Genomic DNA, 13,380 nt, shown 5'->3' on the forward strand with positions numbered 1-13,380 from the left:
TCTGGCGGGAGGCGGTGCAACTGCCCCTCACCATAGCGCCATCCCTGCAGGTGGGGAGAGGGGACTTTGGCTGGAGCGCTGCCGCGAGTCCCCTTCGCCCCGTCTGCGGCGAGAAGGTGGCCGGCAGGCCGGATGAGGGGCTCTCCCTCGGTTAGCCGCGCAAGTCCTTGCGCAGAATCTTGCCGACATTGGATTTCGGCAGTTCGTCGCGGAACTCTACGTGTCTCGGCCGCTTGTAGTTGGTGAGGTGTTCGGCGCAGTGGCGCTTTACGTCCCCTTCCGTGAGGTTCGGATCCTTGCGCACGACGAAGAGCTTGACCGCCTCGCCGGAATGCGGGTCGGCGATGCCAATGGCGGCGCATTCCAGGATGCCGGGGTGGGTTGCCACGACCTCTTCGATCTCGTTCGGGAAGACGTTGAAGCCGGAAACGAGGATCATGTCCTTCTTGCGGTCGACGATCTTCGTCAGTCCCGCGGCGTTCATGAAGCCGATGTCGCCGGTGCGGAAGAAACCATCCGGCGAAATCGCTTTCGCCGTCTCGTCGGGGCGCTGCCAATAGCCGGCCATGACCTGCGGGCCGCGGATGCAGATCTCGCCGATTTCGCCGGTCGGCAGCGTATTGCCGTCGTCATCGCGGATTTCGACCTCGGTCGATGGCAGCGGCATGCCGATCGTGCCGGTGAACTCGTCCGTGTCGAGCCGGTTGGCGGTGGCGACCGGGGAAGTTTCCGAAAGCCCATAGCCTTCATGGATCGGGCAGTGCGTCGTGGCGAGCCAGCGCTCTGCAACCGGTCGCTGCACCGCCATGCCGCCGCCGAATGTCAGGATCAGCGACGAAAAGTCGAGCTTCTGGAACCCCGGATTGTTCATCAGCGCGTTGAACAGCGTATTGAGCCCGGGGAAGATGTTGGTCTTGTACTTGGCCAACTCCTGGACGAAGGCGGTAATGTCGCGCGGGTTGGGGATCAGGATGTTGTTGCCGCCGGTCGCGAGCCCCATCAGCGAATTCACCGTCAGCGCGAAGATGTGATAGAGCGGCAAGGCGCACATGAAGGTGAGGTTTTCCGGCCGCGGCTTGCGCAGGAAGGCCGTGTTCAGCCAGATCCCCATCTGGGCCATGTTGGACAGAAGATTGGCATGGGTGAGGGTGGCACCCTTGGAAACGCCGGTCGTGCCGCCTGTATATTGCAGGAAGGCGACATCGCCAGGCGCGACATTGGGTTTCGCAAGCGAAAGCTTCTCGCCCTTGGCAAGAACAGTCCGGAAGGAGAGGTGCCCCGGCAGCGACCAGGCCGGAACGAGCTTCTTGACGCGGCGCACGACGACGTTGACGACCAGGCCCTTCACCCCGAGCATGTCGCCCATTGTCGCGACCACCACATACTTTATCTTGGTCCGGGCGACGACCTGCTCGACCGTATGGGCGAAGTTTTCCAGGACGAAGATTGCCTTGGCGCCGGCATCGACCAGCTGGTGTTCGAGCTCGCGCGGCGTGTAGAGCGGGTTGACGTTCACGACCGTGTAGCCGGCTCTGAGGATGCCGTAGACGATCACCGGGTTCTGCAGGATGTTCGGCATCATGACGGCGACGCGATCGCCCTTCGCCAGACCGAGCGACTGCAGCCAGGCGCCGATTCGACCCGAATGGACGTTGAGATCGGCGAAGGTCAGCGACTTGCCCATGCAGGTGAAAGCGGGCCGCCAGGAATGCTGCGCCACCGCATGGTCGAAGAACTCGCCGAGCGATCGGTAGGGGAGTGGTCCGATCTCGGCGGGCACACCCGGCGGATAGGACTTGATCCAGTTTTTCCCCCCGCCGGACCCCGCCTGCTGTATGCTTGCTTCCGCCATGATCTCTCTCCCTCTGGTGGCAACGAACGGCCTTGCTCACGGCGAAGAAAAATCCCTCCCGATCTTCCCTCCCGAGCGAAGATGCTGCTTTTGCAGCGTCTCTTCAAGCACTAATCGGAATTATATAACCTTGACGTAAACGTCAATAACGAGGATGCCAATGCGGGTGACGGATTTTGCCGCAGTCGTCTTCAGGCGAAGCGAAATCTCCCCGTCATGTCTGTCCGTTAGACCCGGTGAAAGACGATCACGGCAATTGTGAATTGATCCCTGGCCATTGCGATGATTTTGGAGACGCCACCTTGCTCATGCCGAAAGCGCGCATCCAGGCAGGAGACGGGCTGGCAAGGCTGCGGGATTGTTGTAAGGTTCTTGAAAGACGGAGGACTACAGGTGCAATTGGGCAATCGTGAGCGAGAAAATCCCCCGGTGGAGCCGCGGCTCTTCGGGCAGCCTGCCCATTCGCGCTCGGCCCTCGTCCTGCCGATCTCGGCCGCCCGCTGGATGCTCGTCCTTGTCCTCATTGCCGGCGTCTATTTCTTCCACGGCTTCGTCGTACCGGTGCTTGCCGCCGTCGTCATCGGCTTTGCCAGCTGGCCGATCTATCGTCGGCTGCTTCAGGCCCTGAACGGCAATCGGACGCTCGCGGCAACGATCGCCATCACCTCGGTCGTCGCCTTTATCGTCGTGCCCATCTCGATCGCCGCGGCTTACGCGGTGGACGAGGTGCGCGACTGGCTCGTCTGGGCGGTGCAAACCAACGTCAGTGGAGCGCCGGTCCCGGCCTGGCTAACGACCATCCCGGTGGCCGGCGCCTGGCTCGGTCAGCAATGGGTGAAATATGTCGGCCATCCGGGCGCGCTTGGCGAGCTGGTCCAGCTCGTCAGCGGCTCCAATATCGGCAACATCTACCGCGGCGTCCTGGTGATCGGCGCCTCCGCCTTCCAGTCCTTCCTGACGCTGCTGTTCATGCTGATCACCCTGTTCTTCGTCTATCGCGACGGCCACTCCTTCTCGAAGCAGTTGGATCGCCTTGGCGAACAGATTTTCCCGATGCGCTGGGAGCGGCTGTCGCGCGTCGTGCCGCTCACCATCAGCTCGACCGTGACCGGCATGGGCATCATCGCGATCGGCGAGGGCATCGTTCTCGGCGTCGCCTATTGGCTGGCTGGTGTGCCGTCGCCGGTGACGCTCGGCATCATCACCGGGCTCATGGCACTCATTCCAGGCGGTGCGCCGCTCTGCTTCACCCTCGTGTCGATCTATCTGGTGGCGAGCGGCTCGCTCTTGCAGGGTGTTGCGCTCTTTGTCTGGGGAACGACCGAGCTCTTCATCGTCGACAAGACGCTTCGTCCGAGGCTTGTCGGCGGCCCGATCAAGCTGCCCTTCCTGCCGACCTTTTTCGGCCTTGTCGGCGGTGTCAAGACGATGGGCTTCCTCGGCCTTTTCGTCGGCCCGGTGCTCATGGCGCTGCTCGTCGCGATCTGGCGCGAGTGGATGCATGAGGTGGCAAACCAACCGGAACCGACGGCAAAGCCGATCTCCCGGGTCGACATTGCCGCGAAATAGGACCGGCGACCTGCGGGCCGGTCGCACGGTTGTCCGGGGTCACAGGCGGGCCGCGTGCCCCTGTGTAGGGTGAACCTTCTGAGGACAGAGTTCGAGAGATTGAATGCCCGAGATTGATCGCGACCAGGCAAGGCGCCCCGATCCCGATGCCCTGCTGGGGCTGGCCGACAAGGGCGGGAGAGGGAAGCTAACGGTGTTCCTCGGCGCCGCGCCGGGCGTCGGCAAGACCTACGCCATGCTGATGCGGGCGCAGCGGCTCAAGGAGCAGGGCGCCGACATCGTCATCGGACTTGTCGAGACCCACGGACGCAGCGAGACCGCCGCTCTGCTCGATGGGCTGGAGGTCCTGCAGCGCCGCGACGTGGCGCATAACGGCCGCACGCTCCACGAATTCGATCTCGACGCTGCATTGGCGCGCCGTCCGCGGATCATCGTCGTCGACGAGCTCGCCCATACCAATCTCGGCGAAAGCCGTCATCCCAAGCGCTACCAGGACATCGAGGAACTGGTGGATGCCGGCGTCGACGTCTGGACGGCGCTCAACATTCAACACCTCGAAAGCCTGTCGGATATCGTCGCCCAGATCGCCGGTGTTCCCGTGCGAGAGCGCATCCCCGACACGGTTCTGAGCCGGGCGGACGAGGTGCTGCTGGTGGACCTGCCGCCGGCGGAGCTGATCGACCGGCTAAAGGAAGGCAAGGTCTACCTGCCCGACAATGCCAAGCGGGCCGTGGACCACTTCTTCCGGCTCGGCAATCTGACGGCGCTGCGCGAGCTGGCGCTCAGGCGCACTGCCGACCGGGTCGACGACCAGATGGTCGACTACCTCAAGCAGAACGCCATTGAGGGTCCCTGGCCGGCCGGCGAAAGGCTGCTCGTCTGCATCGGCCCGGATCCGCTATCGGAAAAGGTGGTGAGGACGGCGAGCCGGCTCGCCTCGGGCCTCAACGCCGACTGGATCGTGGTTTCCATCGAGCGTGCGGATCGCGAGGCGGGCGATGGCGAGGCGATGCGGCAGCTTGACGAGACCTTCCGTCTTGCCGAGCAACTGGGCGCCGAGACGCGCCGCATCATTGGCAGCGATTTCGTCGAGGAGATCCTGAAACTTGCAAGGCGCGAGAATGCGACGCAGATCGTCATCGGCGCCCGGCGCCACTGGTTCCCGCTGAGCCTGTTTCGCGCCTCCTTGCCCGACGCGCTGTCCAGGCGCGTGTCGGGAATCGGCATTCATCTCGTCACCGGCAAGATCGAGCCGGCCGCCAAGACGAGGCAGCGAAGCCAGCGGCTGCTGCCGGAGGGACTGGCTCGAGCGCTCGGCATAGCCGGCGGCACCGTCGGGCTGGCGACAGGACTTGGCGTGCTGATCGAGCAGTTCATCATCCTGCAGAATATTTCGCTTCTCTATCTGCTCGCGGTGCTCGCCTCGGCGGTTTACGCCGGTTACTTCGCGGCTCTGGCGGCGGCCCTGTTTTCCGTTGTCGCATACAACTTCTTCTTCATCGAGCCGGTCGGCACCTTCACGGTGGCCGAGCCGCACGAGGTTTTCGCTCTCCTCGTTTTCCTGGCGGCCGCGGCGCTGGCCGGCAGCCTTGCCTCGCGCATTCGCGATCAGGCGAAGACCGCAAGGGGCCGGGCGACGGCGACGCAGGCGCTCTATGACTTTTCCCGCAAGCTTTCCGGCACCGCCAATGCCGAAGACGTGCTCTGGGCGGCCGTCACCCAGATGCAATCGACGCTCAGGCGCAATGCCGTGCTGTTGCTGCCGGAAGACGGTGATATTGCTTTGAGCGTGGCCTGGCCGCCGGACACCGAGCTTAGCGTCAGCGACATGATGGCGGCGCGCTGGACATTCGAAAAGAGAGAGCCGGCCGGCAACGACACCGGCACGCTGCCGAACAGCCCGTTTCAGTTCCGGCCGCTGATGAGCCCGCAGGGCGTCGTTGGCGTTTGCGGCTTTCTGCAGGAGGACAGACCGCTCGACATCAACGAGGAACGGGCCCTTGCCGCGATCCTCGATCAGACCGCGATCGCCGTCGACCGCGCGCGACTGTCGCGCGAAAGCCTCGATCAGGCCGCCCAGCTCGAGGGCGAGAAATTCCGCGCCGCCCTGCTTTCGTCGCTCTCCCACGAGCTCACGACCCCTTTGACAACGATCACCGGCGCAGTGACGACGCTGCGCCAGCTCGGCGAAGGAATGCCTAAGGAGGGCCGGAGGGAACTTCTGAACTCGATCGAGGAAGAAAGCGGCAGGCTCAAGAACTTCGTCTCCAACCTGCTCGACATGAACCGCATCGAGGCGGGGACGATCAATGCCAGGCGCGATCGGGTCGATGTGGCGGATGTCGTTCACGCTGCCGTGGAACGGGCACGGAAATACTTTCCCGGCCGGGTTTTCGAGACCAGCATCGCCGCAGATCTGCCGTTGATGCGCGGCGACAGCGTCTTGCTCGGGCAGGTCCTCTTCAATCTGCTCGACAATGCCGACCGGTTCGGAGGCGACGAACCGGTCAGCATCTATGCCCGGCGGGAGGGCGACGAGGTCGTTTTGTCGGTGACGGACCTCGGCAAGGGCATCGCGCCCGCCGATCTCGAGCACGTCTTCGACAAGTTCTTCCGCAAGGGAAAGTCGGACGGACGCTCGCTCGGCACCGGCCTCGGCCTTACGATCAGCAAGGCCTTCGTCGAGGCGATGGGCGGGCGGATCAAGGCCGAGAGCCCGGCACTCCGGCGCCGCGGGACGCGTATTTCCATGCGCTTCCCGGCCGCCGAAGCGGAGCCCTCGAACTGAGGCGAGGCCGCCATATGGCCTTTGGCGCGAAGTTGTTTTATGACGGATTGCAATCATAAATTTGTAGGGGCTGGGGTCCACAAAGATGAATGTCGCTCCGGATGGCGGAGAGCCCGGCAGGCCGGGCGCGGATCGGCGTCCCATCGCGGCGCGCGACACCGGCTTCGCGCGTCGCTTGACGGCGCTGCTCCTCAAGACGCCGATCACGCCGAATGCAATTTCGGTGCTGAGCGTCGGCTTCGCCGCGATCGGCGCCGCTGCTCTCTTCTTTGCGACGCGCTGGCCCATGCTTTATCTCGCAGCCGTCGCCGGCATCCAGTTGCGGCTTCTCTGCAATCTGCTTGATGGCATGGTGGCGGTCGAGGGCGGCCGCGGCTCGCCGGTCGGCGCGCTCTACAACGAGTTTCCCGATCGCGTCGCCGACACGCTTTTAATCGTGGCGCTCGGCTACGCCGCCGGCGCCGGCTGGCTCGGCTGGGCGGGCGCGCTTGCCGCGGCCCTGACCGCCTATGTGCGTGTCTTCGGCGGCTCGCTCGGCCAGGCCCAGGACTTTCGCGGTCCCATGGCCAAGCAGCACCGCATGGCGCTGATGAGCCTTGCTTCAGTCCTGGCGCTCGGCGAAGCCTGGCTGACGATGGAGCGCTTCGTGCTCTACGCCACTGGATGGACCATCCTCGCCGGGGCGCTCTTCACCTGCTGGACCCGCACGAGGGCAATCGTTTCCCGCATCCCGGGAGCCGCAAAGCCGTGATCGATCTCGCGCTGATTGGCCTCACACGGTTTCTCGTCGGCGGGCAGGCACACTGGATCGGTGCGTCGCCGGATACGCGCCAGCGCATCTATTTCGCCAATCACGCCAGCCATCTCGACACGCTGCTGATCTGGTCGGCCTTGCCGCGGCTGCTGCGCGGCTCAACCCATCCGATCGCCGCCTCGGACTATTGGGGCAAGGGCAGGGTTCGCCGCCACATCGCGCTGAAAGTGCTGAATGCCGTGCTCGTCGACCGCGCCACGCAAGGTCCGCCCGGGGCGGCGCTCGCTCCGTTGCGCGGCGTGCTCGCCGAGGGCGAGTCGCTCGTGCTCTTTCCCGAGGGCACGCGCGGCACCGAGCGACTGCCGGGGCCGTTCAAGAGCGGTCTCTACTGGCTGTCGCAGGAATTCCCGGAGGTCGAGCTGATCCCGACCTATCTCGACAATCCCTCGCGCGCCTTCCCGAAGGGAACCTTCCTGCCGGTCCCGATCAGCTGCACGGTTCGCTTCGGCGCGCCGCTCTCGAGGCGGCAGGGGGAAGAGAAGGACGCATTTCTCGAACGCGCCCGCGCCGCCGTCGGCGCGCTGGCGTCGGATCCGGTTGCATGAGGCCGCCATGTCTTTGAGCGACAAGCTGTTCATTCTCTTCGGCGGCATCTCGGCGCTGCTCGGCGTCGCCTCGGTGATCGGCTTTGCGCTGTCGCGCAAGGTGACCTCCGAGAACGGCCGGGCGACGGTCGACAATCTCAACGCCCGCATAAAAGCTTGGTGGGTGATGGTCGCGATCTTCGCGGTCAGCTTCGGCCTCGGCCGGGGCGTAACCGTGGTGCTTTTCGCGCTCACCTCCTTCTATACGCTGCGCGAGTTCATATCGCTGACGCCGACACGTGGCGCCGATCACCTGCCGCTGGTCGCCGCCTTCTACGTGCTGCTGCCGCTGCAATACTGGCTGATCTGGATCGACTGGTACGCGCTGTTCACCATCCTGATCCCCGTCTATGGCTTCCTCCTGCTGCCGAGCTTAGCGGCGCTGAAGGGCGATCCGGAACAGTTCCTGCTGCGCGTGTCGCGCATCCAATGGGGGCTGATGCTGACGGTCTATTGCATCAGCCACGCGCCGGCGCTGCTGACGCTCGATATCCCCGGCCGCCCGCGCGAAGGGTTCCTGCTGCTCTTCTTTCTGATCACCGTCGCGCAGTTCAGCGACGTGATGCAGTACGTCTCCGGCAAGCTGTTCGGCCGGACGAAGGTCGCACCCGTCGTCAGCCCGTCTAAGACCGTCGAAGGCCTTGTCGGCGGCGGCCTCTCCGCCGTCGCCGCCGGGGCCGGCCTCTGGTGGATAACCCCGTTCACGCCGCTCGAGGCCGCCGCCATGGCGCTGGCCATCGTCGCCATGGGCTTCCTCGGCGGCCTGGCGCTGTCGGCGGTCAAGCGCTCGATGGGCGTGAAGGACTGGGGCACGATGATCTCCGGCCATGGCGGCGTGCTCGACCGCATGGATTCGCTGAGTTTTGCCGCACCGGTGTTTTTTCACCTGACGCGGTATTTTTATACGTGAGGCTTGGTGGAATATGGTGCCGCTTACGTGACTCGAACACGTGACCCCATCATTACGAGTGATGTGCCAAAGCCGGGGCAGACGCGAACCGTCGCGACGTTGTGCTGAATCCTCGAGAAGTATGGCGAAGGACATCGCCGCCTTGTCATGTCGACCTTGGGAGAAACAGCGCATCCACATGCCCGCCCGCTTCATCTCGGCGTGTTCTCGTGTCGAGTACCGGAAAGAGCCTGAAGGCTACGCGCTCTCCTCCGTCTCGCTACCCTCGTCCAGATCATGTATGGGCAGTAAGCCGTATTCCTCCAGCCATTCGCGAATGATGAGGCGGATTATCGCCTCGTGCGTCATCTCAAGCAATTCGCAGGCGACGCCAAGCGCCGACTCGATGTCGCCGTCGGACATCTGTGTACCCACCTTCTCAGCGCGAACTGTTGTCGCCATGCCTGCCCCCAATTCATTACAACCTCACAGATTGAAGGGTCTCACAGCACACGTTACAGTCAAGGACTACAGCCCCCTCCAAAGGGGTAAAACAAGCGGCTAAATCACTGGAAAAATTGGGCTAAGACCTTTGTCGCGAGTCTCCTAAGACCAAGGTCTTAACGTCCCATGCCCCGAGTGAATTACTGACGCTCGGCGGAAACTTTGCGAGGCCCCAACGCGTTATCCGTAATCGCTCCGCGCAGTGTGCCCCATGCGGAATCCCCAAGGAGCGAAGAGTCCCAGAGACGACTCGGCGCCCGTCCAATCAGCGGGCGCTTTGGATGAGGGGAGAACGAAAATGCGGCCCGGCTAAGGGCATCATCAGCTTTTCCTCTCGCGCCGGTTTCGAGCTACGCCGGTGAAGGCGTCTCCGCGATTTTTGACGGATGGGTGTCCCTGAACTGTTCCGCGTCACGCCCGAGATCCCCAATTTACGCACGAGCAAGTGATCAGCGGCTTCCTGCCACCGGATCTGTTACCCAAAACGTTACTCAGCCAAAGTTGAGGAGGGTTTAGAGGACGGGCTGTTTGGCTAAGTCTTTGAAAGTTATGGTGCCGCTTACGTGACTCGAACACGTGACCCCATCATTACGAATGATGTGCTCTACCGACTGAGCTAAAGCGGCATTAGCGGTTCCGCAGCGTGGCCGCGGAACGAATGTGAGGCGCTGATAAACGCAAAGCGCCGAGATTTCAAGCCATCAGTTTCGAGAACTTGAAAATTCCTTAGGCGCATCAAGGCCGCGCGGGAAGGCGAGCCCGAGGCGGGCTCGGGCGGCGTCATATTCGCGTTCCAGCCGATCGACCAACTGGCCGACCGTTCCAATCTCGCGAATGGCGCCGAGGCCCTGGCCGCAGCCCCAGATGTCCTTCCAGGCCTTGGCCCCGTCCGTTGCCTGGTCGAAATCCATCTTCGACGGGTCGGCCTCCGGCAGGCTATCCGGGTCCATGCCGGCGGCGCGGATCGAGGCCTTGAGATAATTGCCGTGGATGCCGGTGAAATAGTTGGAATAGACGATATCGGCGGCGCTGCTGTCGACGATCATCTGCTTGTAGGCGTCGCTGGCGCGGGCCTCTTCGGTGGCGATGAAGGGGGAGCCGATATAGGCCATGTCGGCGCCCATCGCTTGCGCCGCGAGGATGGCGTCGCCGGTGGCGATCGCGCCCGAGAGAAGCAGCGCCCCGTCGAACCAGGTGCGGATTTCCTGGATGAGCGCGAAGGGCGAGAGCGTCCCGGCATGACCGCCGGCGCCGGCGGCAACGGCGATCAGCCCGTCGGCGCCCTTGCGGATCGCCGAGTTCGCATGGCGGTTGTTGATGACGTCGTGAAGCACGATGCCGCCATAGGAGTGGATCGCGGCGTTGACCTCGGGGACCGCGCCAAGCGAGGAAATGACGACCGGCACCTTGTATTTGACGCAGAGCATCAGGTCCTGTTCAAGACGGGTGTTCGACTTGTGAACGATCTGGTTGACGGCAAAGGGCGCCGCTGGCCGGTCGGGATGCTTGGCGTCGTGGTCGGCGAGTGTTTCGGTGATCTCGGCGAGCCATTCGTCGAGCTGTGCCTGCGGACGGGCGTTGAGTGCCGGGAAAGCGCCGATGACGCCCGCCTTGCATTGCGCAATCGTCAGCCGGGGATGCGAGACGATGAAAAGCGGAGCGCCGACGACCGGCAGTCTCGTCGTTCCGGAAAGAATGGGCGGCAACGGCATCAGATTTCTCTCCATCCCAGGTTTTTGACGTTTGCGTAAACGTCAATGTAGATAGCAGCAACGGCCGCGCTTGCAAAGAGAGGTTTTTCGCTGCGCAATTCGGCGGGTCAAGCGTCTTTTCCCCGCGGAAGACCCCGCGGCAGCTCCGGCGGACTTGCAGATTCCGAAAGCAGCGGTTACCCAATCGTTAATAAAACCAACGGCGTGCAGCGGGAAGAGGCGGGCCAATCATGCGTACGCCCGTGGGGGCGTAGGGCTTCGGTGTGCAGAAGGATGTGATGTGAGCGGACTCGAGACGGCGATCAGGAATGCACTGGAACGCTCGGAGCGGAGCAATGCGGAAGTCCGCGCGCGGATCTATCAGTCGGCCCGTCAGGCGCTGGAAAACGGTCTCAAGAAGCAGGAGATCGAAGATCCGGAGATCATCGCCAAGCAGCGCCACCGGCTGGAAGCGGTCATTCACGCGATCGAGACGGAGGAGCGCGCGGCCCTGAAGGCGCGGGTCGCTTCGCCGGTCGTGAGCCTCGCGGACGTGAAAGGCAAAGGCGATGCGGCGGCCCGAGACTCTGCCGCCGCGACCGCCCCGGTGCAGCAGGAGCCGGGTTTCAGGGCGGAGGCGCGGCCGGTATCGACCGGCGACGGCGGCCTCGGCGTACTCGGCGCGCTGCGCCCGGAGCGCGACGGGCCCAGGCTTTCCTCGCCGCCGGTGGCCGGCGACGAAAAGTCCACCGACGCGGGAACGCCCGGTTCGAGCGCGCCGGATCTGGGTGTCACCGAAAAGCGTCCGCGCAAGCGCCGTCGCGGTCGTCTTCTCTCCTTGGTCATGGTCGTCGCAACCCTCGCCGCGGCCGTCGGCGCGGGCGCCTGGTGGGTTCAGACCAATGATCTGTTGAAATCGCCCGCCGAGCGCGACACCAACATCGCCAATCCGCCCGCGGTCGTGGAGACGGAGGACTTCCCCGCCGCGGCCGGGTTGCCGACGCTGGGCGCGCAGGAGGGCTTCTCCGGCGATTGGATCGAGGTCTTTACCTCGGCGGATGCGGCGGCCATCAAGCCGGGCGCCCGCGCCAGCGCCGAGCCGTTCGACGACGATGGCGGCGAACGCATTCGGCTGACATCGGCGGCTGCCGCGAAGGAGGGCGAGGTGGCGATCGACATTCCCGCCGATGTCCTCGCAGAGCTTTCGGGCAAGTCCTCGACGCTGGCATTAAGCGTCCAGGCGCTTCCGGGCAAGACGACGGAGTTCTCGGTCGAATGCGATTTCGCAGCGCTCGGCGCCTGCGGTCGTCATCGCTTCACTGCGCATGACGAGCGCGTCGACATGCTGTTCAAGATCAGTTTCGACGGCGATGTCGCGCCGGACGGTTCCGGAAAGTTGCTGATCAACAGCGATGTCAGCGGCGCCGGCAACAGCCTGGATCTCTTCGCGATCCGCGTGCTGCCGGGACAATGATCCGGTGTCGCGCGGCGCTCGGGTGCCGTGCGACGCTGCAATCCGCCTGAGGAAGCCGGTCACCTGAGGAAGCCGGGTCCGGAGCCGATGATCTTGTCGTCCACCTTGCCGATCGCCGCCTTGTCCTTGCCGTCGTAATCAAGCTTCGTCAGCATGTGGCGGATCAGGTTGATTCTGGCGCGGCGCTTGTCATTGCCGCGGATGACGGTCCACGGCGCATGGTCCGTATGCGTTTCCTTCAGCATCCGGTCGCGCTTCTCGGTGTAGTCGTCCCATTTCCCGAGCGCCGCAATGTCCATCGGCGATAGCTTCCAGATCTTCAACGGATCATGCCGGCGGTCGTGAAACCGCTTCAACTGCATTTCCCGGCCGATATTGAGCCAGAATTTGAAAAGCTGGATGCCCTCGTTGACGATCATCTTCTCGAAACGCGGCGTCTCCTTGAGAAAATGCTCGTATTGCTCCGGCGTGCAGAAGCCCATCACCGGCTCCACGCCGGCACGGTTGTACCAGGACCGATCGAAGAGAACGAATTCGCCGGCCGTCGGCAAAGTCGAGACATAACGCTGGAAATACCACTGCCCGCGCTCGGTCTCGGTGGGTTTGGTGAGAGCCACGACGCGCGCGGAACGGGGATTCATATAGGCCGTCGTCGCATGGATGGCGCCGCCCTTGCCGGCCGCATCGCGCCCCTCGAACACGGCCATGACGCGCTTGCCGGTCGCCTGCATCCAGAACTGCACCTTGACGAGCTCGATCTGTAATTTCGTCAGCGTTTCCTCGTATTCCTCCTCGCCGAGCTTCTTCTCATAAGGATAGTCGTCGGAGGAAAAGGCTTCGTCGTCGATCCATTTCTGCAGTTCCGGATTGTCGATATCGAACACCCGGGTCTTGCCGCCGATCGCAAGCTCGACCGCCCGGCTTCCCGGCGCGCCCGCTGTCGGTGCCTGTTCGAGAGCCATATGCCTTCCTCCCGCTGACGTGGATTTCGCTACAACGCCGTGCGTCTTTTCAAACCCACGAGGGTCGCCGTAGCACTTTGGATGCAGTGGAGGAGGCCATAATTACATTGCAGATTCAAGCATGTCGTGAAAATCATGTCATGAAGCGCCGCTATCTCTGCCCTCGTGGCCGGAGCGGGTGGGCCGGAATGCTGATTCGATTTCCGGCCGGGACCTCTCCACCTTCGGGCGTGAAGTTCCTTATGGTTCGGGA

At 63.6% G+C, this 13,380-nt stretch carries 10 protein-coding genes and 1 tRNA gene; 6 read left to right on the plus strand and 5 right to left on the minus strand.

What is annotated here, in order from left to right; translation table 11 throughout:
• Positions 1 to 151: 151 nt before the first annotated feature.
• On the minus strand, positions 152 to 1,852 hold the full coding sequence (locus tag CO676_RS01735) for a long-chain fatty acid--CoA ligase (protein ID WP_097519444.1): 1,701 nt from the start codon (positions 1,850 to 1,852) through the stop codon (positions 152 to 154).
• Positions 1,853 to 2,245: 393 nt separating this feature from the next.
• Between CO676_RS01735 and CO676_RS01740 the strand changes: the two genes are divergently transcribed.
• From CO676_RS01740 to CO676_RS01760, 5 genes are all read left to right on the plus strand, one after another.
• Positions 2,246 to 3,421, plus strand: coding sequence for an AI-2E family transporter (locus CO676_RS01740; protein ID WP_014760916.1), 1,176 nt, complete (start codon positions 2,246 to 2,248; stop codon positions 3,419 to 3,421).
• A 103-nt stretch (positions 3,422 to 3,524) separates the two neighbouring features.
• The gene (locus tag CO676_RS01745; RefSeq protein ID WP_014760917.1) at positions 3,525 to 6,209 is read left to right on the plus strand and encodes a sensor histidine kinase KdpD; all 2,685 of its coding nucleotides are present in this window, start codon (positions 3,525 to 3,527) and stop codon (positions 6,207 to 6,209) included.
• An 85-nt stretch (positions 6,210 to 6,294) separates the two neighbouring features.
• The gene (locus CO676_RS01750; RefSeq protein WP_097519445.1) at positions 6,295 to 6,960 is read left to right on the plus strand and encodes a CDP-alcohol phosphatidyltransferase family protein; all 666 of its coding nucleotides are present in this window, start codon (positions 6,295 to 6,297) and stop codon (positions 6,958 to 6,960) included.
• Positions 6,957 to 7,568, plus strand: coding sequence for a lysophospholipid acyltransferase family protein (locus CO676_RS01755; RefSeq protein WP_097519446.1), 612 nt, complete (start codon positions 6,957 to 6,959; stop codon positions 7,566 to 7,568). Before CO676_RS01750 ends, CO676_RS01755 begins: the two co-directional genes overlap by 4 nt.
• 7 nt (positions 7,569 to 7,575) lie before the next feature.
• Positions 7,576 to 8,517, plus strand: a complete 942-nt coding sequence (locus tag CO676_RS01760) for a phosphatidate cytidylyltransferase (RefSeq protein ID WP_097519447.1) — start codon at positions 7,576 to 7,578, stop codon at positions 8,515 to 8,517.
• A 237-nt stretch (positions 8,518 to 8,754) separates the two neighbouring features.
• On the opposite strand, the gene CO676_RS01770 is transcribed toward CO676_RS01760, so the two are convergent.
• The 3 genes from CO676_RS01770 to CO676_RS01780 form a co-directional block, all read right to left on the minus strand.
• Positions 8,755 to 8,958 (minus strand): hypothetical protein, encoded by a 204-nt coding sequence (locus CO676_RS01770; RefSeq protein ID WP_086017988.1) that lies wholly within the window; start codon positions 8,956 to 8,958, stop codon positions 8,755 to 8,757.
• A gap of 592 nt (positions 8,959 to 9,550) precedes the next feature.
• Positions 9,551 to 9,626, minus strand: a tRNA-Thr gene (locus CO676_RS01775).
• 75 nt (positions 9,627 to 9,701) lie between these two features.
• Complete coding sequence (locus CO676_RS01780) at positions 9,702 to 10,712, minus strand: nitronate monooxygenase family protein (RefSeq protein WP_097519536.1); 1,011 nt, start codon at positions 10,710 to 10,712, stop codon at positions 9,702 to 9,704.
• Between the two features lie 280 nt (positions 10,713 to 10,992).
• Between CO676_RS01780 and CO676_RS01785 the strand changes: the two genes are divergently transcribed.
• Positions 10,993 to 12,165, plus strand: a complete 1,173-nt coding sequence (locus CO676_RS01785) for a biotin transporter BioY (RefSeq protein WP_097519448.1) — start codon at positions 10,993 to 10,995, stop codon at positions 12,163 to 12,165.
• Positions 12,166 to 12,224: 59 nt separating this feature from the next.
• On the opposite strand, the gene ppk2 is transcribed toward CO676_RS01785, so the two are convergent.
• Entirely contained in the window at positions 12,225 to 13,127 is a 903-nt protein-coding gene (gene ppk2 / locus CO676_RS01790; RefSeq protein ID WP_014760923.1) for a polyphosphate kinase 2, read from the minus strand.
• Positions 13,128 to 13,380 lie beyond the last annotated feature (253 nt).

The sequence above is a fragment of the Sinorhizobium sp. BJ1 genome (assembly GCF_002531555.1).
In the GTDB taxonomy this organism is placed as follows: Bacteria; Pseudomonadota; Alphaproteobacteria; order Rhizobiales; family Rhizobiaceae; genus Sinorhizobium; species Sinorhizobium fredii_B.

Coding starts and splice junctions, on each gene's coding strand:
- ppk2 (WP_014760923.1), bottom strand. CDS start 13,127: ATGGCTCTCGAACAGGCACCGACAGCGGGCGCGCCGGGAAGCCGGGCG.
- CO676_RS01760 (WP_097519447.1), top strand. CDS start 7,576: ATGTCTTTGAGCGACAAGCTGTTCATTCTCTTCGGCGGCATCTCGGCG.
- CO676_RS01750 (WP_097519445.1), top strand. CDS start 6,295: ATGAATGTCGCTCCGGATGGCGGAGAGCCCGGCAGGCCGGGCGCGGAT.
- CO676_RS01770 (WP_086017988.1), bottom strand. CDS start 8,958: ATGGCGACAACAGTTCGCGCTGAGAAGGTGGGTACACAGATGTCCGAC.
- CO676_RS01735 (WP_097519444.1), bottom strand. CDS start 1,852: ATGGCGGAAGCAAGCATACAGCAGGCGGGGTCCGGCGGGGGGAAAAAC.
- CO676_RS01780 (WP_097519536.1), bottom strand. CDS start 10,712: ATGCCGTTGCCGCCCATTCTTTCCGGAACGACGAGACTGCCGGTCGTC.
- CO676_RS01745 (WP_014760917.1), top strand. CDS start 3,525: ATGCCCGAGATTGATCGCGACCAGGCAAGGCGCCCCGATCCCGATGCC.